A 20,737-nucleotide genomic window follows, 5' to 3' on the forward strand; every position below is an offset into this window, starting at 1 on the left:
GAGGATTGTATGGGGATTTAATATCTGCACGAAAATTCCCGCGACATCAGGCTGATTTCACAATGGAGTGCGTCTATCGTCACATTTCTAATTTCGCCTGTGACAATAATAAACGACAAACCCAGACAATCAGAATAGGTAAGAAATATGCACTCCTCATATATTCTTCATATACCCCTCAAGCATTATCAATCGGTCAGGTCTATTAACTCCACAAACGAGCTAACGCAGGTGCTATAGCTGCCTTTGGAGATGACGATGTCGCTGGTAAATATTTATGTAATTGAGGGTGTCTTTAGCGAAAGTGAGAAGACAAAAATGATCCAAAAAGTCACCGATGCGGTGATTGAAGTAAGCGGTGAACTAACACGCGGAATCACTTGGGTAAAAGTTCATGATATCCCTGATGGACAATGGGGTATCGCCGGAAATATAATTACAGCGAGCGACATGAAACAATTGAGAGACAATGAATATTAGATAACTCAGAGAGATATGAGTAAGATTAAGCTGAATTCTTCAATTGAAATTGGGGTGACGGACGATATGGAATAGTCCGACAACCCTTAATCGCACATCGGCGAAAGCCTCACTCATATGTGAGATCATATTCCATGAAAGTCAGCCAGTCTTCCATCTCGGCACTAAGGTCATAATAGGCTGGAATTGGGGTGAAGCCCATCTTCGCATATAATCCTCGAGCTTCTACTTGTTTTGGGCCAGTATCCAGTCGCATTTTCGAATATCCTAAATATTGCGCCTGAGAAATTGAGGCTTCAACCAATGCTTCTCCAATACCATGACCATGATAGACAGGATCGACATATAGACGCTTCATCTCACAAACGCCCTCGCCAAGATCACGAAGACCGACACATCCAGCGTAATCATTGCTAACCAATGCAAGCAAAAGAACGCCTTTTGGCGAGGCAAAATCACCAGGTAAATTCTTAAGTTCTGCGTCAAATTCATTCGGATCAAAATAACGGCGAACCAAATCAATATATTGATGATGGCGCTCAAAAAGCCACTCAACCAAATCTCGCATAAATCCACGCACGGCATCTAATTCTGCGGGATGTATGGCACGTATAACAGCTACGTTCGGCCTGGCACGAATCTTGTGAAGCGTATACATTCTAGTTTCCTTTTCATTCAGTATTTCAGCGTTCAAGACCCGTTTTTGACCTAAGGTTATTTCCTTAACGGGAGTTAACGCGTAAATTTTTCGTTTGGTCTAAGACCGGTACATAGCCGTTATGCAGCCATAGTTTTTTGCAACCGATTACAGATATGGTGAGCAATCGCCTGCGCATCTTCCTGTGCACCATGAATATGGGTCGATTTTCGAGTGCGCATATAAGGTAAACCAAGCGCGTATAATCCCGGTGCAACAACACCGCCATCGTGTACTAGGCGTCCCTTCCGATCGAACACGGGTAAATCTAACCAAGAAAAATCCGATAAAAATCCTGTTGCCCAAATAACTGTTCGAACGGAAGAACTACGCAATTTCAAACGAGATTGTTCTGGAACTCCTGTTGATGGGATTGCGCTCGTCATCGGGAATAACGTTGTGAGATTGGATTGCTCTAACCAATCATCTATTGAACGAAGTAAGCGCTCTAGCTTTAAGTCTGCAGCTTTACAGAGATTGCTTAAAGCACCGGAAAACAGAAAATCGTCGTCACGGATTGCAGACAATCTTCCTACAATTTCAACGCCTATTTTTTGCAGTGAATTGAGATCAATTGTCTCTCGCATGTCCGAACCAACAAGCGTCAGTGACGGGGTTCTTCGCACACGTTCAAGATCATCAACCTTATCATAAGGCTGAGAGAAAACGCCAATCAGATCCATCCATCCAAGTATATCCACGCCTCTGTAATCGCGAGGAAAACGTAGATGGTTTCCAACGGCAAGGGTGACCTGACGACCTGACTTCTGTATTTCCTGCGCCAATTGCATACCCGAAGCCGAGGCCCCAACAATCAATACATCACCATCCGGAAGATCAGTGGGTCGTTTATAATTTTGGGGAGTATATTGGACAATATCGTTGTGTAGGCTGGCAGCAAAACTTGGAATCTTGGGAACTCCGCACCCCCCGTTTGCCATGACAACATTATTACATACAATTGCACCATTATCGGTTTGCACCATATACCCGTTCCACCGCTCCCGAACTGACATTACATTCGTTTGACATTGGATTGGTGTGTCGTTGATTTTGGCAGCAGTAGTAAACTGGCTAATAAGTTCTGCATTTGTCATGAAGCCGTCGTGATCACGCCCTTGATAGGATAGACCTGCGAGACCATTCATCCAGTTAGGTGTAAGAAGCCGAAGTGAATCCCATCGCTCTTTTCGCCAACTATTAGCAACTTGCCCACGCTCTAGAACAACATGCTCAATTCCAGCGCTAGCTAATTCGTAGCTCATTGCGAGGCCGGATTGACCGGCCCCAATAACGACAGTTTCTCTAGTTTTCATCGCTCTCTCCATTCATTAATGAATGCTGTTTTTAACCTACAGTCACTTTGACATTGCCCGGGTTGGCGATGATATCGAAAACAGGAGATAGCTTTTGGGACTGTGCGACAACGGCCTCAACCTCTTCAATTGAAGCATCCGAATCAATGTCGAAACTCACACGAATGGCGTTAAAACCATTGCGGATTTCTGGATCCATTCCAAGAACACCGTAAACATTTAAATCGCCCTCAACACGTGCCGTCACCGCACGCAACTGAATTCCCCGGTGCTGGGCAACTGAGGCTACACCACCAGTTAAGCAACTCGCCAATGCAGCCAATACGATTTCAGTCGGCGTAGCGCCATCGTCTTCGGCAGCAAAACATTCAGGGTGATCCGCATCAATATTATAAGGTGTCTTATGAGTATGCTCTTCACCAAGACCAAAGAAACCGGTCATTGTTGAACGACTATGCATACCATTCAGCCACTTACACTCAGCACGCCAAGTAAAGTTCGCTGCTTGTGGCGCTGCAGTAAGCGCCTCACGAGCGCCTAACAAGGCATCTACATTTACACCATTATCAGCTGTTTTTGACTTTGTTTGTACATTCATATCCATCTCCAATATTGTTTAAGCGGTAATATCCGCGGAAACACACAACAGAACACCTGCTGGCGATGAAAAGGTTATGAAGTATTGCCAAATTTAAAGCTTGGCGAACTCTTGGAGAAGTTATGAAGAATCACATCAAGAGTAAAAAAGCATGAGAACACAGGATACTACAAATCATCGGAACGATTATTCTCCAGCGCAGACTCTAAAACAACAACAGCTTCTTCCAGTGACAGATGACTACCAATCCTCAAAAGCTCCTTTAACCGTTCAATCGGAAGGGCCTCACGCACCATTTTCACGGTTTGGTCATAGCCTGGGGCCATCGACCCTTTCTCACCCAGTCCACGCACTTTGGGGACAAGGCCAATAATTTTTGCAGACGCTTCTACTTCACCAACTTCCCATAATTCCATTGCGGCAAATCGAATTAAAGTTGGCAATTGCATCAAGTCTCCGGAGGCAACAGCCATCCGTAAATTTTGCGCAGACCTCTGAACTTTACTTGCAGCATCTTGCACGTCATCACGATCTTGAGCGCCAACACCGGAAGCCGTTATCTTGAACCAAGGCGCGTTGCAAGCGTCAGCTACGCGATCCAACTCATTACGTATTGCTGTACCAGATGCGGCGTCTCCAGTCATAAATTCATACGTCAGCATGGCCAGCAGAGCTCCACATTCACCTGACGGCCATCTATATTGATTAAGACGTCTGTCTAAGTCCTGAAACAAACCATCCAACATTTCATCGTTGGGATTAACCATCGTACGGCCTATGATCCGAAACGCAGCTGCAGTTGTTTGCCAAGCAATATCGTCACTTGCCTCAGCTTTAACCCAGGCCGCCTCAGCTGCAGCATGAACTCCTGCAAAATCCTCGCGCGCAAAAGCTTGATAAAATCGGAAATATGCTGTGGCAGTAGTCTCCCCTCCGCCTTTCACACTTGCTTCTAACAATTGCTCGGATTGTTCAAGTTCGCCAGCGCTCCAGCATCCCATGGCTCTGAGCAAATCAACTTGAGGCTGCCGATCTTCAGAAAGTCCGCAGGAGTTTACCCCTGACTCTAACCAAGAAAAACCCTCAATGCGCAATTGCCAAAGTAAGTGAATATGAAGTGCAAGTAGTGGGTCGATTGCAATTTTTGGCGAATTATTCTGACGCCCCCATTCTAATGCACGACCAACATCGCTCCATTCAGCCGTTAATTCATGAGACGCTGTAGTTTCTCCGGGGCCTCTCATTTTGTGAGCTAAATCGATTGTGTGGCCGGCGTACCATTCGGCGTGACACTGTGTAAGCTCAACAAGTCGAGTGTCGTCCAATTGGCGCATACAAAACTGTCGAATGGGTTCTAACAATTTAAAACGCGATGCCTCTTCTCCATCACTTGGCAAGAACGTAACCACGGACTGCTGCACCAATCGATGGATCGCCTCACGTGCTTGGAAAGGACCACACACTGCAATTGCCGCTTCCATTGTAAACGCACCTGCAAAAACCCCCAGTGACAACAAAACATTTCGTTCATTTTCTTTAAGGAGGTCAAACGACCACGTAATCGTGTCATCCATTCGCGAGTGACGCGCTGCAGAATGACGGCGGCGTGAGGCGAGGACTGAGAGCTGGTCGTCCAATGCTTCCAACAATTCCACCGGAGAATAGGATGCAAGACGAGGTGCGGCAAGCTCAATCGCAAGCGGCAGTCCTTCCAACCGTTTTGTGATTTTTCGTATAGTTTCCTTATTCTCGTCATTATCGACGAAATTCGATACTTCTGCGGCACGACTTTGAAACAAACGAACCGCAGGTGCATCAGCTGAACCAAAATCAAGTCCACCAATGCGTACTATATTCTCGCCAAGCACATCAAGTTCTTCGCGGCTCGTTGTCAAAAGCATGAGCGCAGGTAGCAACTGTATTAACTCATCTGTTAACCTTGCAACAGCGTCTATAACATGTTCACAATTATCCAAGATCAAGAGTGTCGGTGCTTCACCAATACGTTCAGCAATACGCGCCGCGTTAACAGGACCAGCCCCGGCGCTTCGGTCGAGCGTGCCAAGAATTACCGATTCAAGCTGAGCCTCGTTGGCCGTGGCTAATTCACAAAACCAAACCCCTCCAGAAAAATGATCCTGTGCCCATCGCCCAATTTCCATTGATAATGCCGATTTCCCAGCGCCACCTGGTCCGACAATTGAAACGAGTGCCTTTTCACGGACAAGGTTTTGAAGTTTTACAAACTCTTCATCTCGCCCCCAAAATGGCCCTTGCCGACGCGGTACATTAGAGACAGGCGGGATATTTACTTTTTGAACAGGCTTATTTGATGTAACTGTTCCCTGATCTGAGCTCTCCAACACCAAGGGGTCTTTCACAAACCTAAAACCACGACCAAAAACTGTTTTGATTGTATGCTGATCGCGTCCGTTGTCCCCAACAGCTTTCCGCGCAAATTTAATTGTTGTTGATACCGCGCTATCTGAAATAAAACGACCGTCCCAAACGGCGTTGATAAGCTCTTCTTTGCTGAGCATGCGATCTCTGTTTAGCACCATGTAAGTAAGAAGGTCGAACACTTTCGGTTCAATTATGATCTCGTTACCAGCATCAAAAAGCTCCCTTTTCTCAAGGTCTAGCTCAAATCCATCAAATTCAAATCTCATCGACTTCCCGCATTCTCTCAATTTACAGAGTACGTTTCTAAAGATAAAAACCATCAATGTACTATAGCATGAAACTAGGTAACATAACATCAAGTTTCAATAAAGTGGATCAGCTCTATCATACTGATTCAATCTAAATATTCACTCATAATTCGGACATTTTTATTGAATTGATGCCCTCCCTTTTCAGCAGTTCAAATCGCAATACTCCATATGTAATCCGCAATCTTATGGCAACGCCGGGCATCCGCCGCGATCAGAACAACACCGCCCCGCATATCTACCTTTCATCTAAGATTTAGATCAACCTTCCCCCCCACACTTTCCTCAGCTATTCCTCAAGCTACCTCCAAGCGTTTCGCATTTTTTCTTGGTAGCCTTAATCCATCAGGTCACATGGGAAAGGTCAATTGCTGACAATGCTTCCATGCCTGCGGCGAGTAATGCAGTTCGCACTTCAAGCCAAAAATTAAAACGCAAACAACCATAAATACACGATCACCAAGCTCGTGTTTTATAGCTGTTAACCAATACGGATAATAAAATGAAAAACACATCTAACTTCTTAAAAACACGCACAACCACTACTTTGATCGCTCTTCTTGCTACATGTGTAACTGTCGCAGCAGCACCGACAATGGACTACACACCAGGATCGACACCAGGACCAACTACCGCACCAGCTCCCTCTTCTACTGAACCCCGGCAACAGAATTCCGAGAGTAATCACTCTACTTTTAAAGTATGTTTTTATACCGAAAAAGATTTTGAAGGACGTTCATTTTGTAGAAGAGCACCTAGCCGTGTCGGCGTGTTAAACTCACGTCTACGGAATAATATCAGATCTATTAAAATTACAAATTCCTCAGGTGGGAAAATAGCAGGTCCAAACATCAAACTGAAACTATGTGATAACGTTTGGCGTAAAGGAAACTGTCAAATAATTGATTCCAGTCAACCAGATTTGAGTAACGTTTATTCAAGCGGTATTGTTTCGTATGCATTTGATGTACGTTCATAATCTAATGTCGGTAAGAATTACTCCGATCAATTACCGCCTCCAGACTGGCGGCGGTGATTGATATGGACAAGCCTACTCCCAGCAATTCAACAAACAAAATTTTTCTAAAACACTATATTTTCTATCTATGGGAAAATGGATTTGGCTGCGAGGTGTAAGAACTGATTTATTAAGGTTCAGCGCGCCAGGGGAAACTTATGAGCAAATTATACAAATTCGATAATTTCGAAATCGATACAACTACATACAAATTAAAATCTAATGGAGAATCTCTTCCTATTGAACCTTTGGTTTTTGATTTACTATTATTTTTAATTCAGAGATCAGGGAAAGTCGTAACACGCAATGAGTTAGTTGATAGAATTTGGGGTGGACGTATCATGTCGGACGGCACTATTTCAACAGCTATTAAAAGTGTACGCAAGGTCTTGGGGGATACAGGTGCCACGCAAAAATATATCCGAACCGTTAGAGGGCGTGGTTTCGAGTTCCTTGGAATTCTGGAAGCACAATCGAATGAAACGCCAATCGATGGGGAACATGGTGGAAAGTCCAAATACACACCAAGAGTTTGCATACGTTCCGATTACCAAGGCGATGATATGGCTGGTAAGGCATTAGCTAAAACACTTACAATCAGATTGCAGACTATACTGAGTCAGTTATCCAAAATTAGTATGACCGCCCCATTGTACCGCATAAATGAAATCAAAAACTTTGGTAGTATTCGAAATAAACAACGGATTGATCTCGTTTTGGATTTAAATATTTCGAGATCGAATGCTAAGCTCCGCGCAAATGTAATTTTAACGGAATCCAATAATCGTATCCAAGAGTGGGTTGAACATTTTGAAGTTTCAAATAATGTGGCGCCTCAGGAACTAATCCTACAGAAGATACTTGCACAAGCAAAACCAAAGATATTGGCAGCTGCGGAAAACCGAAACATATAATTTTTTAGGTTCGTTCTTTTAAGACTGACAGCCACAGTACTTATCTCTATTTTTCATCATACTTTTTTCGCTCAGGCTGGAGTTCTCTCACGTCTGACATTGACGAGTGATGTATCAATCATGTCTTTGAGGTGTGCAGCATAATGCCGTTCAATCATCTCTACACTTGTCCGGCAGTTTTTTGCTACTTGATAGATGTCTGCTCCTTCAAGCAGCCGAAAGCAGATATAGCTGTGACGCAAGCTATAGGCAGTTCTAGATTTACCGTGGCGGTCATATTTCAGGTCATTGTCGGTCAGAACATCATTGAACATTTTCTTGAACTCGTTGGGAAAGAGAAGATCAGTTTGTGTTGGTAGAGAACGTTCGGCGGCTCCCTCACTTTTAGTAGAACGAGTAGAGATATGCCTTTTCCTATCTCTTAGTCTTTCAAAAGGGCGCACGGCTCCGGGCATGGATTTGCAATAGCCTACACCACGCTTGCCTCACACTTCGATTTCAAGGATTTGTTCTCCAGAATAATCGTCATCGACCACTTCGATATCTCTAAACTGTAGATGTTTGACTTCATCTGGTCGCAAACCAGTATTTGCCATAAACAGAACAAAGTCATGCAGCTGCTCTGCATACCACGTATATCGAGGATTTTCGGGCTCTATCGCATTCTGTCGGGTCGCTTGATAAAGCTGTTTGTACTCATTCGGCGTGAACCATGGACGATGCTCTATCTTACTTTGACGACGATATGGATCTGATAAATCAGGGAGATGCTCAATCCAATTATGAAGTTGAGTGGTTTTAAGAACCATATTCAAGGTCACAATCTCATTATGAATGGTATTTCGGGCTGGAGGCTTCCAATTAGGTTTATCTTTGTCGTCCTCCAAATCATTCTTTGGCTCGGTCATCCGGCTTGCTCTATATTCCTAAACGGTACCGGAGTTGATATCCTTCACAGCCTTCTTTCCAAAGAAGGGCAATAAATGAAGTCTAATTCGGTCTTTATGGCCTTGTACCCATTTGGGACTACGTCTCCCTTGAGTAACGGCTTCATATTCGTCTTCGAACTTAGTAGCTGCCTTCGCAAAAGTTGGCCCGGAATGAAGTTCTCCATACCGGCCTTTATCTCTAAGCGTTAAATACCAATCTTCAGCAAAATCTTTGGCATGCCCAAGACTTTCGGTTTTGGTTGTTGCTCGTCGTTTTTTGCCGTTCATAAAACTAGAACATTGCCAATATGGGCTATTAGGCCGTTGATAAAGACGGACCTTTCCGCCCAGAATGGTATGTATTTCACTTTTCATGGCACATTTTCCTTTGCGCCACATATGTGCCAGCGTGTCAGAATGCAAAAAGCCCGTCAAATTGACGGGCTAATTGGGCAAGTTATGTGCCATAGCTCTCATACGTTACTAGGGTAACGTATTGTTGCTGTTGGTTTATTTCTACATCTGGTTGTGTAGTATCTCTATTTTGTAGGAGTTTTTAAGAAGGCTCTCGATCATTGGCTCTACCAATAATCTGCCGCGCTAAGTTCGGTTTACTTAGCTAAGATGATGACTTTATATCGTTGATAAAAAGCTTTGGTTGCGGGAGAGCGCCCACTGCGTTACCTGCGTGATGAATTTTCTAGCTGCAATGCCTTGCAGGATAAGGCTTTGCAGCAATCCGATGATAATTCGGATTCTTGTGATCTGTTCAGGAATTTGAACATGACAAAAAAACGAAACACACAAACAAAACCATTTTCAATGCGCTTAACTTTTGAAGAACGCGCCAATTTGGAATCCCGTGCGGGGAAAAAGTCATTGGCTGAATTCGTTCGATCAAAGCTTTTCAACAAGGATGAAATTGAAAATCGCAAAGAGAAATACAAAGGCAGAACTGAGTGCGCCAAAATTCTAGGGCTGCTTGGTCGGTCTGAGATTGCGAAAAATCTGAATGAACTTTCTCGAGCTGCAAAATCTGGATCATTGATTGTATCGCCAGATACACAAGTGATGCTCGATCAATCTATTGCCGATATCCATATTATGAGAAACGCCCTACTCAATGAATTGGGTGTCCAGTCTGGACGTAAGCAATGATCTTAAAAGCATCGCAACGTGGGGGTGCTCGGCAACTTGCTAATCATTTGACCAATGAAGAAGACAATCAACATGTCGAGCTTTACGACCTTAGAGGGTTTATTGCGGATGACTTAGATGGTGCGTTAGTGGAGGTAATGTCGCAAAGTTTGTTGCAGGTTAAGTTAGCCCTATCTGTAGACGCAATTATTCAGCGAATGCAGCAAATTGTTGGAATGTTGTTTGGTTGGTTCTGCCGAACTGATGTTTCCGGATCATATGTGCTATCTCAATTCCCTGCAGCGTTGCTGAAGCTGAATAGAACGATTTGAAACTCATCATGGGGCGTGTCAGTTTTTTGATAAACGGTGATCCTGCTCCATAATGTTGTTCAGATATTTCACTTGCAAAATCTTGATCAACGAGCTTTCTTTCGTGAATTTCAACATTACATTGGTCCATTGTAACCCAGCCAAATTGGCACCACTTTTGTCGATGACTACCTTGTCCGGCACATCGTTATTATCAATGGCTTGTTTAAAGAAGCGCCGAGCGCGCCTTTGCATCACGTTGCTCAGACAGCATGAAACCTAAGGCTTTACCATGTTTATCAACAGCACGATAATAATAACTCCACTCGCTGCCCTCTCATTGATATAAGTTTCGTCTGTTACCTGGCAGGGCATTGCATGGCAATGTCCCGAGAAGGCATTCGCCAAGACTGATTTCATCTTGATTTTCGTTTCTGCGCATCAGATGCGATCATCTGTGAGTATTTTATCACCCATCTATTTAGTGTCGCATGATCAACTTCCACACCACGTTCGGTCATGATTTCTTCCAAGTCACGATAAGAAACAGCATATCGAACATAAAAATATACCGCACCTAAAATCACATCTTTGGGATAGTGGCTGCCTTTGAAATTGATCATGAAGTCATCTTTGCCTGATAGTATTGATGACAGATCAAATACGTTCGAAAGATTGACAATGGTTATATAATGCTAAACTTTGCGACAGAACCCTGGTAATTCGCGTTAGTTGCGAAGTAGTGCATGGGAAAAGAGAAGTGCCATCAAGAACCAACAACACCCATCTAGGCATAAATCACTTCAATTGATGCATCATAGAGCTTTTTTCGAATACTCGCGGGCATATCACTATCTGTGATCACAATATCGACCGATGATAATGGGAACGCTTTTGCTGGACCACTTTTGTTCCATTTACTTGAATCAACGAGAAGGATAACTTGCCTTCCAAGTTGCATCATTCGTCTTTTGGTTAGCGCAACATCAGAAACTATATCGACGACGTCAAAAGCATCATCGATATGATGTGCACTAACAAATACTTTATGCGCAACGAAGTCCTCAAAATCCTTACCACCGAAACCGCCCATCGTACTGACTGTTTGCATATCAACCTTCCCCCCCACCATGTGGACTTCCATTCCGGTCCGGCTCATTAATTGCTGGGCAATATTCATTGAATTTGTTGCAATGACAATATTCGACGCAGGTGGCATATGTAGCGCGAGTTGCATCATAGTCGACCCACCATCAAACACTAATGTTTGATTGTCTTCAATCAGTTCTGCCGCTGCTCTCGCAATGCGTCGCTTGGCTTGAAAGTTAACTTCCATCCGCTCATGGAAAAGCGCAGCAGGTGATTCCACAGTTGGCGCTTTTGCGCCGCCATGAATTCGTTCAAGTTGGCGGCGGTCGGCCAATACATCTAGGTCAGCACGAATCGTAACCTCCGAGACCTGAAATTTAACAGCTAGAGCCCGGGTCGTTTCGATTCCCGACATTTGGATCTCTCTGAGAATTTGTGTTCTTCGCTGTTCTGTAAGCATGTAACCTCCCTACAGTTATCTTAACGCGTTCCTGAATTGGCAAATCTACTTTACTTCTATAACCGGGTTTCTTTGCGTAACCAAAACATAGTGAACATAAGAATTTGCCGATGCTAACTGAGATTTAGGCATGATCTTGCTTGAAACACAAGAATACACAAGTAATATTTTGTGTAATAGTATGTCTAACAATATTTGAAAATTTATATAGAGTAGGAATATCAATGGGCTTAGGAACATCAATACGGTTGTCGAGATTGTTTTCACACAAATCTGGAAATCTATTTGGCGCCGCGGTGGACCACTTCGTCGGTTACGGAGATGTCCGCCAAGGGGGGTTGGCCAATCTGCCAAGCGCAATCGAGAAAATCATGCGCGAGACGCCAGACAGCATGACAACTCAAGTAGGTACGGCACGTCATATCTGGCCACAATATGCAGGGAAATCTGCATTGATCATTCAAGCCGGCTGCTGGGTGCCTGATGACCGGATCAGTCAACTTGTATCCTCTCCAGAGGCAGCTGTCCGCTATGGTGCCGATGCTCTTGCGGTTGCAATTCCGGTGCGAGGAGAAACTGAAGGTGGCTACATTCAATGGTTGGCGGATTCAGTCGAGGCGGCAGCTAAATTTGAGATGCCAATCGTCGCTCATATATATCCACGCGACTATACTGATGGCGTAAAGATTGTTTTTACTCCTGAAGAGATTGCTTATGCAGTGCGAATTGGGATTGAAACTGGGGTCGATGTCATCAAGGTTGGATATCCCGGCGATTTTGAAGCATTCAAGAGTATTATTTCATCCTGCCCTGTTCCGATCGTTATCGCTGGCGGACCAAAAACAGAAACTCTTCATGGAGCTCTTGCTCAAACTTACGATGCAATGCGCGCAGGGGCTAAGGGTGCAGTGGTTGGTCGAAATCTATGGGGCGCGCCAGATCCTTCAAAGGCTGCGAAGGCCTTCAAAGCGGTCATTCATGATGGGTTTGATGCTGATGCGGCCCTTGATGCAGCCGGTCTGAAGTAAACACAATAGCGCGGCTGCAAATTGCCGTGCTATTCGATTTCCTCATAGAGGGGGTCACTTCGGTAGTTTCTACAGGTTTACATCAGGCGAGGCAAAGGACTGATAAAAATTAACAAAATGGGAAATGGGAGTATCCTGAAATGAGACAAATTTCGACGTTGATCTGATTGCGGCAATCTTTGGCGTATTCACAATACAACAACCAAACTTTACTTAACTTTCCAGGGAGGAAAACATGAAAAAAATGCTACTAACAAGCGCTGCTGCTCTGATGTGCGCAAGTGCTACAACTGCGATTGCTGAAGATACAGTGGTCACTTACCGTTCATGGAGCCCTGTAGTTCAGACGCTCAACAAAATGGTTGCCGCGACTGAAGCTGCAAATCCGGGCATTAAAATTGAAGTAAAAACCTTCAACTACAATGAATATATTGTAGACCTTCAGACACGGGCAAATAGCGGAGACCTGCCTGACATTGTAGGCCTTGAGCCGGGCGCCTTAACACAACAATACCGCAACTTCCTTAGCCCTGTACAGCAATGTGCACAAACAACTTGGGGTGACGATTGGCAATCAAAGTTCTTTCCTTTGGCCATCGAACAAGCACGTTTGGGTAACCCTGAAGGAGATGAAAACTTTTATGGTCTTCCTGTCCTGACGCAAACCATCAACATGTGGTATACGGTGCCTGTTCTTAAAGAAATGGGCATGGAACCGCCGACAACTTATGATGAGCTGAAAACATTTGCGGAAAAGGCTCGCAGCATGGGCTTTGCTCCGATTATGATTGGCGCTAGCGATGGTTGGATTCGACGCGATGTCTTCATGCAAATCATTCATAATATTGCACCTGGTTTAATCTATAAGGCTGCAGCAGGCGAAGCTTCGTTTAACGATCCTGCATTTGTTGAAGCTTTCCAAGTTTGGAAGAACCTATTTGACGACAAAATCTTCCAAGTAGGCGCATTGGGCTTATCTCACTACCCGGGCGCTGTTGAAGTGATTGAAAGTGGACGGGCTGCAACTTTCCCTATGGGAGCTTGGTGGAACCAGCAAGCTGCCGGCGAGAACCCAACCCCACTCTCAAAGAACTTGTCTGGCTACGCGCCGTTCAAATTCCCAGACGTAACAGGCAACGGTGCACCTGATGACTTCCTAGGTGGGATTGACGTCATGATTGGCATATCTACAGACGTTGATGACTACGATGCAGCTTGTAAAGTGATGACCGACTGGATTGGTGGTGCTGGTGCGCAAGCCCTCATCAACACTTTCAACGACCTGCCAGCTTTTGTAGGTCTGACACCGGAAAAATTCGGGAGTAAAAATCAAGAGGCCGTCTGGAACAAGTTTACCGAAGAAATGCTTCCGACTGTGAAATATGCCCGCCAGCTTGCCTCTCCTGCAGTGAAACAAACGCTTGAAGATGCGCTTGCCGCAGTAGCTGCCGGGGATAAAACACCTGTTGAAGGTGCTGCTATGGTACAAGCTGGTTACGACAGCGAACAGTAACTAACAATTATCCGGGCGCATGCAATTTGCGCCCGGCAATACATAATATGAGGTCTCGGATGAAGAGTTTTACAGATTTAAAGAAACATCAAGGACTGTTGTTCGTAGCGCCAGCTCTGTTTCTGTTTGGTATATTTGTATTCTATCCGGCATTTTACATTTTCTATGCAGGGATGACTGAATGGGATGGAATTAACCCCGGAACATTTATTGGCTTTACAAACTATAAAAAAATATTTGTGTCCGATACCGCATTTTGGCTCGCGATCCGAAATGCAGTATATTGGGCACCACTTACTATTTTGCCGCAAATGATATTAGGTTTCGTGATCGCTTTTCTGCTTGAAATTCGCTCGCAACTGGTGACTTGGTTTAGAGCAATTTTTTATATTCCTGCAATCGTCTCACCGGTTGTCGTTGGGATTGTATGGCAACGCATCTATAATCCATTCGGCGGCCTTTTGTCTGACGTTGGCCGGGCCACTGGTATAGACTTTCTATCATATCCATTTCTCGCCGATACTTCTACCGCAATTTTCGCTGTTATTCTCGTCAACGTCTGGCAATGGATGGGTTTCTCTATGCTTCTCTACATTGCCGGCATGCAAACCGTTTCTAAAGATGTGTTGGAAGCTGCGCGACTTGATGGCATCAAACTTTGGCAGGTCGCAATGTATATTGTATGGCCGATACTCAAGCATGTTCACCTAACATTAATGCTATTGGGCGTGATCGGCACTATGCAAACTTTCCCGCTAATTTTTGTCATGACTAAAGGTGGGCCGAACCATGCCACGGAAATGCTTCCCAACTACATATTTCAGCAAGGATTCTTGCTGCAAAACATGGGTTATGCATCTGCATTATCAGTGATTCTTCTCATTTTATCTTTAGCGCTAAGTATTTTTCAAGTGAAGGTCTTAGGTGCCAAATTCGCGATAGGAGGAAAGGCATGATCCACGCTCAACGCCTTACGCGATACATTGCTAATGGATTCTTAAGCGGATTGGCGCTTGTATGGCTCGCACCGGTCGCAATAATGTTGGCCATCGCGTTTGCTCCCCCAGACAATAGATCAACGAAGTTCGGAGGGTTGGTGCTTAACGATATCAGTACAAAGAACTTTGAAATCGTATTAGAAGATGCCCCGATTTTTCAACACCTATTCAACAGTCTTTTCATCACACTCGCGTCCGTTGTATTTGTGATATTGTTTGGATCAATGGCTGCCTATGCTTTCGCTCGCATGAAAATTCGCGGGAAAAACGTATTGTTCTTCTTGCTGATTACAACCCTAATGTTACCTGTTCCGACACTGATTGTGCCGATATTTCAAATCAATAAGTCTCTTGGTTTGCTAGACAGCTACTTTGGCCTCATCTTGCCTTACACTGCTCTCGGGCTGCCATTTGCCATTATCGTTTTGCGTGGTTTTTTTGAAGCCCTTCCTAAATCCCTTGAAGAGGCTGCAACGATTGACGGCGTTCCACAATACAAGTTTTTTTGGTTCATTGCGCTCCCTTTGAGCTGGCCTGCACTGACTGTGGTTGTCATCTTTCAGTTCATGACAAGCTTCAATGAATTTGTTCTAGCGTTGGTGACTATGGATTCCGATCATCTCAAACCGCTAAGTTTGGTTCCGCTCATCTATAGTGGTCAGTTTTTTACCCAACCAGGAGCAATGTTTGCCACGCTGACGATTATTACAGTGCCTGTTATCGTCGTCTATGTCGTCATGCAACGATTTATGATTGGTGGGCTGACAGCTGGTGCAGAAAAGGGCTGAAAATGGATGAATACGACGCACTTTCAACTGCGTTGCTAGATTTTGGTTTCGGACAATGAATTACAAGTTGGCTGTCTACACGCACCAAACCATTATTCTGGATCATTCACTAAGCCTATAAATCAATTTGAACGCTAGGAGAGTACGTAAATGTCGAATATATCACTCAAGAATGTCAACAAATACTTTGGGACATTGCAGGTGATCCATGATGTTAACCTGGAGATTGCAGACGGTGAATTTATAGTTTTCGTTGGCCCGTCAGGGTGTGGCAAGTCAACTCTACTTCGCATGATATCTGGACTTGAAGGTGTAACTTCAGGGATTATCAGCATCGCTGATGAAGACGTTACACATGTGGATCCGGCCAAGCGCAACATTGCGATGGTGTTCCAGTCCTACGCTTTATACCCTCACTTTTCTGTCGAAAAAAACTTGAACTTTGCACTCAGAATGGCGGGCGAGCCAAGTGAGGAAGTCGTACGAAAGGTTAAAACTGTTTCTGAGCTACTTCAGCTTGGTGAACTAATGGGACGTAAACCCGCGCAACTTTCAGGTGGGCAGCGTCAACGTGTTGCGATTGGTCGCGCGCTTGTACGTTCACCTAAGGTTTTCTTGTTTGACGAACCACTATCAAATCTGGATGCCGAACTAAGAGTTCAGATGCGTGTCGAGATCGCGCAATTACAAGAAGATATCGGTATTACGTCAGTCTATGTGACCCACGACCAGGTCGAAGCAATGACCCTTGCAGATCGAATAGTTGTTTTGAATGCCGGTGCAATCGAGCAGGTTGGCAAACCGTTAGAGCTTTATGACAATCCGAACAATCTGTTTGTTGCCAACTTTATTGGATCGCCAAGCATCAATCTACTAAATGTTGATGTCGTGGGAAGTAAGGGGAATAAGATTACAGTGAGCCTGCCAGGTGGTGGGAACCTGTCGATCAAAACACAGAATGGGCTTCCTTCAGGTTTAAAGAGCATTGTCTTCGGAATTCGCCCAGAGCATCTTGAAATCACCAACAATAGCGACGGAATTCCGGTAACCGTGAACTATGCTGAACATCTGGGCGGAGTTTCGTATATTTATGGAAAACTTTCATCTGGCGAGAATATTACAGTTGAAAGCCCGCTCGGGCGCGAAGCCCACAAAGGTGGCGGATTGATGGTCAGCATTCCAACTGAAAAAATACTTTTATTCCAACCCGACGGCCCACGAATCCGTTAGATTGCATCATGGTTCTTACCCAATATTCCTGTGGATATTGCCAAGTTGCTTCAGATCTCCGCATCTTGTAGTCAATTGCGATGAATAATTTTGCAGTCTTGCCCAGCATCAAGGGCTTCCGTTTTCCGCGAGCGATCAAAACATAGAGAACGTAAGAATGAACAAGTAGTAAATTAAAAATAGATCAGATTTCGCTTAAAACGCAAGAATACATAAAGCATCTTTTGTGTAATAGTATCTGAAAACGATCTTTGGGGTGAGGATGCTGGGGGATAAAAAATAGTTGGCACATCTATCGAGATTATTATCTTGATAGTTGCAATCAACGAGATGCAGCTATCTGACAGTAAATCTACGATATATTTTTGATATTTCGGGCGAACGTATAACCTAACTGAAATTAATATTATGAAATGAAAACAAATGGAAAATGGTTTGATTTTTACCGGTCGAAGAATTCTGGTTACAGGAGCCACGGGAGGTATCGGCAGTGCGGTTGTGCGCGAATTGGTCCAGCACGGCGCTACTGTACTCGCCCATGGCCGAAATACTGATACCCTTGAAGCACTGGCGACAGAAACAGGTTGCGAGACAATTACATTCAACATTGAAGAGGAAGATAGCGTCGCCTCTGCGTTGAATGGGATAGAGATTTGGGGCGTGGTAAATTCGGCAGGGTTTGGTGGAGAGATAGCCACACCCATGAGTACTGATATAGAGGTGTTTGATCGCGTAATTTCAGTTAACACGCGAGGAGCACTTCTGGTAACAAAGTATGCAACAACCTCGATGGTGGCTGCGGGCAAAGGTGGTGCGATCGTAAATATTTCTAGTCAAGCCGCGCTTATCGCGCTTTGGGGGCATATTTCATATGCCGCATCAAAAGCGGCGCTTGATAGTATTACGCGGTCATCTTCGTTGGAATTGGGGCAGTACGGTATTCGCGTGAACAGCGTGAACCCGACTGTTGTGCTAACAGACATTTCCCGCGACCACTGGACCCAACCGCATATTGCCGGGCCATTTCTAGATCGGATGCCGCTTGGGCGATGGGCGACACCTGAAGAGGTTGCCCGCCCGATCACATTTCTCTTATCGGACTGGGCTTCAATGATTACAGGTGTCACCCTTCCGATCGATGGTGGATTTACTATTGTATAGATTTAGATTTGAGAGCCATTGATGTCACTGGAACCGAAAACCTTGGATGAACAATCTTGGCGTGCGCGGTATATGCGGACAGCGAATAACTTAAAGCAATGTGTAGTTGACGCGCCTATTGCCTTATGTCTTTCCAATGCTTGCGTTGACGCGGTTTGCCGCCTTATGGATTTGGATAAGGCTGTAACAAGCTCAAGTCCATCAGGTGCTCGAGATCTGTTTGATAAATTGCAGCGGCGCGCCATCGCTGGTCGTGGTGGGGAACTACGCTGCACTTGGAAAGGTGGGCCCGAATGGCTGCGTGAACGCCTCTCATTAAATAGGTCTATTGGAGGAACCGGCCCGCAAGCAGCTGCGGCGCTTGCGGCTATTGGGGTTCCAAATTTGGTCGCTCTTGGGAACCGAAATGAAGTTCTTCTTTCAACATTGCCTGCAAACGTGAACATTGCTGTCGGAAATAAATTATTTGAGGGTCGGCACGTCGAACCCACGACATCGCAAATGCCAGAAATTTTTATTTTTGAGTTTTCTGCCGGTGAAACAATTGCTGGCACAGCCTTGCCACGGTCTTCTAGGGTAATTGTGCGGTTCGATGACCCTGGACTTGAGCGTGATCCCGAATTTGATACTTATTCGAACAAAATTGCGGGTAATGCAGCAGCATTGATTGGTGGCTTAGGCAGCGTTCCAAGTCATCGCATTGATGCTGAATTGTCCTACCTGAAAGGTCTTGTAGAGACTTGGCGTACCAATGGGCTACGTTGGCTACACCTTGAGCTCGGTGGATACGAAGATAAGGCTACACTTGATGCTGTTCTTAAGGCGGTAGGCGGTATAGCCACTTCGCTGGGAATGAGTGCATCTGAATTTCCCGATGTTGCTTATGGGAGAACGGCCACGCCAGAACATATGGTCGAGGTGGCGCAACAGCTAGGCGTTGAACGTCTTTGCGTCCATGCTGATGATTGGGCTTCAAGTGTCACACGCCGATCTGCCGAAACGGAAACCGAGGCGCTTATTACCGGAAGTCTTCTTTCTGCAGTGCGAGCGGCGCACGGAACAGTGGTTTCGGAGGTTAAGGTTCCTGAAAAATCACGTTTTACTGAAACGCCCTATACCAGTAGTCGCCTCGAGGGTGAGTGGAACTATATTAGTGTTGCAACACCATATCTAATTCAACCTGTTGCTACAATAGGCCTTGGTGATACGTTCTCGGCTGGCTGCATATTGGTTTTAGGGCAAGAAAAAGTATAGTAACTTTTTGACGAAGGTAAGGATAAACAGATGTATATCGAAAAATTCAGGCTTGATGGCCGCAAAGCTGTTATTACGGGTGGTGGACGGGGTATAGGCTTTGCCGCCACTCAAGCTTTAGCAGAGGCAGGTGCAAGCCTTACGATAACGGATGTCGATTCAGCACTTCTTGATGAAGCCAAGCGTGCATTAAGCGAACTAGGTTATTCAGTATCAACTGCCGTGATGGACGTGACAGATTCCCAAAGCGTTTCTACCGTCACCGAACAAATTACAACTCAAATGGGAGGCGTGGATATCCTTGTTGCGAACGCAGGGATTGCATGGCCCGATACACCAAGCGAGGATATGGCCGATGACGTATGGCATCGGGTACTTGATGTCAATCTGAACGGAAGCTTTTGGACGTGTCGTGAATTTGGGCGCAGGATGCTGCAGGCAAAGGGGGGGAACATTGTTACTCTTGGTTCAATCTCGGGTCTTATTTCAAATAAACCACAGAGACAAACCCAGTATAACGCGGCTAAGGCTGGGGTGCATCATATGACAAAATCGCTGGCAGCTGAGTGGGCCGAAAGGGGGGTTCGAGTAAATTCAATTGCTCCAACATACGTTGACACGGAGATGTCTCGCGGCGGGTTTGATGATGAAACGCTTTTTCCGATTTGGATGGATAACACGCCAATGCGGCGCGTCGCTTTACCCGATGAAGTCGCATCTACAATTCTTTTCCTTGTTTCAGATGCTTCCAGTGCGATTACTGGCGCAGTATTGCCAGTAGATTGTGGTTATACACTCTGGTAATGGTAATGTCGCAAAGTTTGTTGCAGGTTAAGTTGGTTCTGTCGCAAAGTTTAGCATTATATAACCATTGTCAATCTTTCGAACGTATTTGATCTGTCATCAATACTATCAAGGCAAAGATGACTTCATGATCAATTTCAAAGGCAGCCACTATCCCAAAGATGTGATTTTATATGCGGTATATTTTTATGTTCGATATGCTGTTTCTTATCGTGATTTGGAAGTTGATCATGCGACACTAAATAGATGGGTGATAAAATACTCACAGATGATCGCATCTGAAGCGCAGAAACGAAAATCA

At 44.9% G+C, this 20,737-nt stretch carries 20 protein-coding genes and 2 pseudogenes; 13 read left to right on the forward strand and 9 right to left on the reverse strand.

From position 1 onward, the window contains the following. Positions 1 to 258: 258 nt before the first annotated feature. Positions 259 to 480, forward strand: coding sequence for a tautomerase family protein (locus AB2J24_RS17655; RefSeq protein ID WP_367386463.1), 222 nt, complete (start codon positions 259 to 261; stop codon positions 478 to 480). A 109-nt stretch (positions 481 to 589) separates the two neighbouring features. On the opposite strand, the gene AB2J24_RS17660 is transcribed toward AB2J24_RS17655, so the two are convergent. The 4 genes from AB2J24_RS17660 to AB2J24_RS17675 form a co-directional block, all read right to left on the reverse strand. Beyond that, a complete protein-coding gene (locus tag AB2J24_RS17660; RefSeq protein ID WP_367386464.1) occupies positions 590 to 1,138 on the reverse strand; it encodes a GNAT family N-acetyltransferase in 549 nt (182 codons plus the stop codon). 119 nt (positions 1,139 to 1,257) lie between these two features. Continuing rightward, positions 1,258 to 2,493, reverse strand: a complete 1,236-nt coding sequence (locus AB2J24_RS17665; RefSeq protein ID WP_367386465.1) for an NAD(P)-binding domain-containing protein — start codon at positions 2,491 to 2,493, stop codon at positions 1,258 to 1,260. A gap of 31 nt (positions 2,494 to 2,524) precedes the next feature. Further along, positions 2,525 to 3,091, reverse strand: a complete 567-nt coding sequence (locus AB2J24_RS17670) for an OsmC family protein (RefSeq protein ID WP_367386466.1) — start codon at positions 3,089 to 3,091, stop codon at positions 2,525 to 2,527. A 167-nt stretch (positions 3,092 to 3,258) separates the two neighbouring features. Beyond that, positions 3,259 to 5,760 carry a winged helix-turn-helix domain-containing protein gene (locus AB2J24_RS17675; protein WP_367386467.1) on the reverse strand — a complete coding sequence of 834 codons (2,502 nt, stop codon included), beginning with the start codon at positions 5,758 to 5,760 and terminating at the stop codon, positions 3,259 to 3,261. 544 nt (positions 5,761 to 6,304) lie between these two features. Here AB2J24_RS17675 and AB2J24_RS17680 point away from each other — a divergent pair. Further along, positions 6,305 to 6,781: a hypothetical protein gene (locus AB2J24_RS17680; RefSeq protein WP_367386468.1), complete on the forward strand. Its 477-nt coding sequence runs from the start codon at positions 6,305 to 6,307 to the stop codon at positions 6,779 to 6,781. A gap of 197 nt (positions 6,782 to 6,978) precedes the next feature. Further along, complete coding sequence (locus tag AB2J24_RS17685; protein ID WP_367386469.1) at positions 6,979 to 7,734, forward strand: winged helix-turn-helix domain-containing protein; 756 nt, start codon at positions 6,979 to 6,981, stop codon at positions 7,732 to 7,734. Between the two features lie 71 nt (positions 7,735 to 7,805). Here the strand turns inward: AB2J24_RS17685 and AB2J24_RS17690 are convergent, their stop codons facing one another. From AB2J24_RS17690 to AB2J24_RS17700, 3 genes are all read right to left on the reverse strand, one after another. Further along, complete coding sequence (locus tag AB2J24_RS17690; protein ID WP_367386470.1) at positions 7,806 to 8,048, reverse strand: hypothetical protein; 243 nt, start codon at positions 8,046 to 8,048, stop codon at positions 7,806 to 7,808. Between the two features lie 171 nt (positions 8,049 to 8,219). Continuing rightward, positions 8,220 to 8,642: a hypothetical protein gene (locus AB2J24_RS17695; RefSeq protein WP_367386471.1), complete on the reverse strand. Its 423-nt coding sequence runs from the start codon at positions 8,640 to 8,642 to the stop codon at positions 8,220 to 8,222. Between the two features lie 18 nt (positions 8,643 to 8,660). Further along, on the reverse strand, positions 8,661 to 9,038 hold the full coding sequence (locus AB2J24_RS17700) for a hypothetical protein (protein ID WP_367386472.1): 378 nt from the start codon (positions 9,036 to 9,038) through the stop codon (positions 8,661 to 8,663). 408 nt (positions 9,039 to 9,446) lie between these two features. Here AB2J24_RS17700 and AB2J24_RS17705 point away from each other — a divergent pair, with 408 nt between their 5' ends. Beyond that, positions 9,447 to 9,821 carry a hypothetical protein gene (locus AB2J24_RS17705; RefSeq protein WP_367386473.1) on the forward strand — a complete coding sequence of 125 codons (375 nt, stop codon included), beginning with the start codon at positions 9,447 to 9,449 and terminating at the stop codon, positions 9,819 to 9,821. Positions 9,822 to 10,007: 186 nt separating this feature from the next. Here the strand turns inward: AB2J24_RS17705 and AB2J24_RS17710 are convergent. After that, positions 10,008 to 10,734 (reverse strand): annotated as a pseudogene (locus AB2J24_RS17710) (IS6 family transposase). Between the two features lie 164 nt (positions 10,735 to 10,898). Further along, entirely contained in the window at positions 10,899 to 11,660 is a 762-nt protein-coding gene (locus AB2J24_RS17715) for a DeoR/GlpR family DNA-binding transcription regulator (RefSeq protein ID WP_367386474.1), read from the reverse strand. Positions 11,661 to 11,884: 224 nt separating this feature from the next. Between AB2J24_RS17715 and AB2J24_RS17720 the strand changes: the two genes are divergently transcribed. The 9 genes and pseudogenes from AB2J24_RS17720 to AB2J24_RS17760 all read left to right on the forward strand — a co-directional run. Then, positions 11,885 to 12,688, forward strand: coding sequence for an aldolase (locus AB2J24_RS17720; RefSeq protein WP_367386475.1), 804 nt, complete (start codon positions 11,885 to 11,887; stop codon positions 12,686 to 12,688). Between the two features lie 235 nt (positions 12,689 to 12,923). Next, positions 12,924 to 14,201: an ABC transporter substrate-binding protein gene (locus tag AB2J24_RS17725; RefSeq protein ID WP_367386476.1), complete on the forward strand. Its 1,278-nt coding sequence runs from the start codon at positions 12,924 to 12,926 to the stop codon at positions 14,199 to 14,201. A 59-nt stretch (positions 14,202 to 14,260) separates the two neighbouring features. Then, positions 14,261 to 15,157: a carbohydrate ABC transporter permease gene (locus AB2J24_RS17730; protein ID WP_367386477.1), complete on the forward strand. Its 897-nt coding sequence runs from the start codon at positions 14,261 to 14,263 to the stop codon at positions 15,155 to 15,157. Further along, complete coding sequence (locus AB2J24_RS17735; protein ID WP_367386478.1) at positions 15,154 to 15,987, forward strand: carbohydrate ABC transporter permease; 834 nt, start codon at positions 15,154 to 15,156, stop codon at positions 15,985 to 15,987. Before AB2J24_RS17730 ends, AB2J24_RS17735 begins: the two co-directional genes overlap by 4 nt. Positions 15,988 to 16,137: 150 nt before the next feature. Then, complete coding sequence (locus AB2J24_RS17740) at positions 16,138 to 17,217, forward strand: ABC transporter ATP-binding protein (protein ID WP_367386479.1); 1,080 nt, start codon at positions 16,138 to 16,140, stop codon at positions 17,215 to 17,217. 423 nt (positions 17,218 to 17,640) lie between these two features. Continuing rightward, positions 17,641 to 18,378 (forward strand): SDR family oxidoreductase, encoded by a 738-nt coding sequence (locus tag AB2J24_RS17745; RefSeq protein WP_367386480.1) that lies wholly within the window; start codon positions 17,641 to 17,643, stop codon positions 18,376 to 18,378. Between the two features lie 21 nt (positions 18,379 to 18,399). Next, a complete protein-coding gene (locus AB2J24_RS17750) occupies positions 18,400 to 19,632 on the forward strand; it encodes an ADP-dependent glucokinase/phosphofructokinase (RefSeq protein ID WP_367386481.1) in 1,233 nt (410 codons plus the stop codon). Between the two features lie 30 nt (positions 19,633 to 19,662). Beyond that, a complete protein-coding gene (locus AB2J24_RS17755) occupies positions 19,663 to 20,436 on the forward strand; it encodes an SDR family NAD(P)-dependent oxidoreductase (RefSeq protein WP_367386482.1) in 774 nt (257 codons plus the stop codon). A 127-nt stretch (positions 20,437 to 20,563) separates the two neighbouring features. Further along, positions 20,564 to 20,737, forward strand: a pseudogene (locus AB2J24_RS17760) (IS6 family transposase); the annotation flags it as partial.

The organism is Lentilitoribacter sp. EG35 (assembly GCF_040784015.1).
In the GTDB taxonomy this organism is placed as follows: domain Bacteria; phylum Pseudomonadota; class Alphaproteobacteria; order Rhizobiales; family Rhizobiaceae; genus Lentilitoribacter.

Coding starts and splice junctions, on each gene's coding strand:
- AB2J24_RS17655 (WP_367386463.1), top strand. CDS start 259: ATGTCGCTGGTAAATATTTATGTAATTGAGGGTGTCTTTAGCGAAAGT.
- AB2J24_RS17660 (WP_367386464.1), bottom strand. CDS start 1,138: ATGTATACGCTTCACAAGATTCGTGCCAGGCCGAACGTAGCTGTTATA.
- AB2J24_RS17665 (WP_367386465.1), bottom strand. CDS start 2,493: ATGAAAACTAGAGAAACTGTCGTTATTGGGGCCGGTCAATCCGGCCTC.
- AB2J24_RS17670 (WP_367386466.1), bottom strand. CDS start 3,091: ATGAATGTACAAACAAAGTCAAAAACAGCTGATAATGGTGTAAATGTA.
- AB2J24_RS17675 (WP_367386467.1), bottom strand. CDS start 5,760: ATGAGATTTGAATTTGATGGATTTGAGCTAGACCTTGAGAAAAGGGAG.
- AB2J24_RS17680 (WP_367386468.1), top strand. CDS start 6,305: ATGAAAAACACATCTAACTTCTTAAAAACACGCACAACCACTACTTTG.
- AB2J24_RS17685 (WP_367386469.1), top strand. CDS start 6,979: ATGAGCAAATTATACAAATTCGATAATTTCGAAATCGATACAACTACA.
- AB2J24_RS17690 (WP_367386470.1), bottom strand. CDS start 8,048: ATGTTCAATGATGTTCTGACCGACAATGACCTGAAATATGACCGCCAC.
- AB2J24_RS17695 (WP_367386471.1), bottom strand. CDS start 8,642: ATGACCGAGCCAAAGAATGATTTGGAGGACGACAAAGATAAACCTAAT.
- AB2J24_RS17700 (WP_367386472.1), bottom strand. CDS start 9,038: ATGAAAAGTGAAATACATACCATTCTGGGCGGAAAGGTCCGTCTTTAT.
- AB2J24_RS17705 (WP_367386473.1), top strand. CDS start 9,447: ATGACAAAAAAACGAAACACACAAACAAAACCATTTTCAATGCGCTTA.
- AB2J24_RS17715 (WP_367386474.1), bottom strand. CDS start 11,660: ATGCTTACAGAACAGCGAAGAACACAAATTCTCAGAGAGATCCAAATG.
- AB2J24_RS17720 (WP_367386475.1), top strand. CDS start 11,885: ATGGGCTTAGGAACATCAATACGGTTGTCGAGATTGTTTTCACACAAA.
- AB2J24_RS17725 (WP_367386476.1), top strand. CDS start 12,924: ATGAAAAAAATGCTACTAACAAGCGCTGCTGCTCTGATGTGCGCAAGT.
- AB2J24_RS17730 (WP_367386477.1), top strand. CDS start 14,261: ATGAAGAGTTTTACAGATTTAAAGAAACATCAAGGACTGTTGTTCGTA.
- AB2J24_RS17735 (WP_367386478.1), top strand. CDS start 15,154: ATGATCCACGCTCAACGCCTTACGCGATACATTGCTAATGGATTCTTA.
- AB2J24_RS17740 (WP_367386479.1), top strand. CDS start 16,138: ATGTCGAATATATCACTCAAGAATGTCAACAAATACTTTGGGACATTG.
- AB2J24_RS17745 (WP_367386480.1), top strand. CDS start 17,641: ATGGAAAATGGTTTGATTTTTACCGGTCGAAGAATTCTGGTTACAGGA.
- AB2J24_RS17750 (WP_367386481.1), top strand. CDS start 18,400: ATGTCACTGGAACCGAAAACCTTGGATGAACAATCTTGGCGTGCGCGG.
- AB2J24_RS17755 (WP_367386482.1), top strand. CDS start 19,663: ATGTATATCGAAAAATTCAGGCTTGATGGCCGCAAAGCTGTTATTACG.